This window comes from Nocardioides sp. CPCC 206348 (assembly GCF_048654705.1).
Taxonomy (GTDB): Bacteria; Actinomycetota; Actinomycetes; order Propionibacteriales; family Nocardioidaceae; genus Nocardioides.
This window is the reverse complement of record NZ_JBMCZA010000129.1, coordinates 686-1,838: the sequence shown is the minus strand read 5'-3', so window position 1 is coordinate 1,838 and position 1,153 is coordinate 686. Positions and strand designations below refer to the sequence as shown.

General features: G+C 71.6%; 2 protein-coding genes. One reads left to right on the top strand and one right to left on the bottom strand.

Features of this window, described 5'->3' with window-relative positions; translation table 11 throughout:
* On the bottom strand, positions 1-401 hold a 401-nt coding region (locus tag ACOADB_RS07545; RefSeq protein WP_378597349.1), incomplete at its 3' end, for a TetR/AcrR family transcriptional regulator.
* Between the two features lie 95 nt (positions 402-496).
* On the opposite strand from ACOADB_RS07545, the gene ACOADB_RS07540 reads away from it, so the two are divergent.
* Positions 497-1,051 (top strand): NADPH-dependent FMN reductase, encoded by a 555-nt coding sequence (locus ACOADB_RS07540; RefSeq protein WP_378597348.1) that lies wholly within the window; start codon positions 497-499, stop codon positions 1,049-1,051.
* Positions 1,052-1,153 lie beyond the last annotated feature (102 nt).

The following is a 1,153-nucleotide window of genomic DNA, read 5'->3' as shown; positions in this document are numbered from 1 at the left end:
AAGCCGGTCACGGCGTAGTTGTCGCCCCAGGTGCGGCCGGCGGCGTCGATGAGCGCACCCTGCTGGAGGTGCAGGTGCATCCGTGAGGCCCCGAAGGCCAGGAGGCGCTCCATCGGCGGTGCGCCGGGGCCCAGCGGCGCAGGTCCGCCGATGACGGCTGCCTGCCACGCCCTCTCGGCGTGGTCGAGGAGCGAGGCCATCAGGCCCTCACGGCTGCCGAAGCGCCGGAAGACGGTGCCCTTGCCGACGCCGGCCTTGGCGGCCACCGCCTCCATGGTCACGCCCTCGACGCTGCAGCCCTGGATCAGCTCGCTCGCGGCGCTGAGCAGGGCTTCGCGGTTGCGCGCGGCGTCGGCCCGCTCGGTGGGCGGCGTGGTGAGCAGGGGGAGGGGCTTGGACATGGCTCGCCCAGCCTAGGGCGACGTACCGACATCGGTCCTGCGGAAATAGTTGGCCAGCCGGGAATGAAAGCGGACCGCGGTCCGTTTCGACCCACATGACTGACTCCACTCGTATCGCCGTCCTGGTCGGCAGCCTGCGCGCCGACTCCATCAACCGCAAGCTCGCCGAGGTCCTCCGCGAGCAGGCGCCCGCTGGTGTGGTCCTCGACATCGTCGACGGGCTGGGCGAGCTGCCCTTCTACAACGAGGACGTCGACGGCGACTCCGTGCCGGCCGCCGTCACTGTGCTGCGTGAGGCCATCGCCGCCGCCGACCGTGTGCTCGTCGTGACCCCCGAGTACAACGGCACCATGCCGGCCGTGCTCAACAACGCCATCGACTGGGCCTCGCGCCCGTTCGGCGAGGGTGCCATCAAGGGCAAGCCGCTCGCCGTCGTCGGCACCTCCGTCGGCCAGTTCGGCGGCAAGTGGGCCCACGACGACACGCGTCGCTCCGCCGGTGTCGCGGGCGCCGTCGTCGTCGAGGACGTCGACCTTGCCCACGCCTACGCGTGGGGCACGGACCCGTCGGGCGACGAGGAGATCGTCGCCAAGTTCGTGTCCGCCCTCGGCGACCTCGCCGGCTTCACCCCCGAGGTCACCGCGGCCTGATCCGCACCGCCGCTAAGGTCGGGTCGTGGCCGAACTCCACGACCTGACCGCCCTCGAACAGGGGCAGTTGATCCGCTCCGGCGAGATCAGCCCCGTCGAGCT

Bases quoted from the DNA above. Each gene is read 5' to 3' on its own strand.
- ACOADB_RS07540 (WP_378597348.1), top strand. From the start codon at position 497: ATGACTGACTCCACTCGTATCGCCGTCCTGGTCGGCAGCCTGCGCGCC.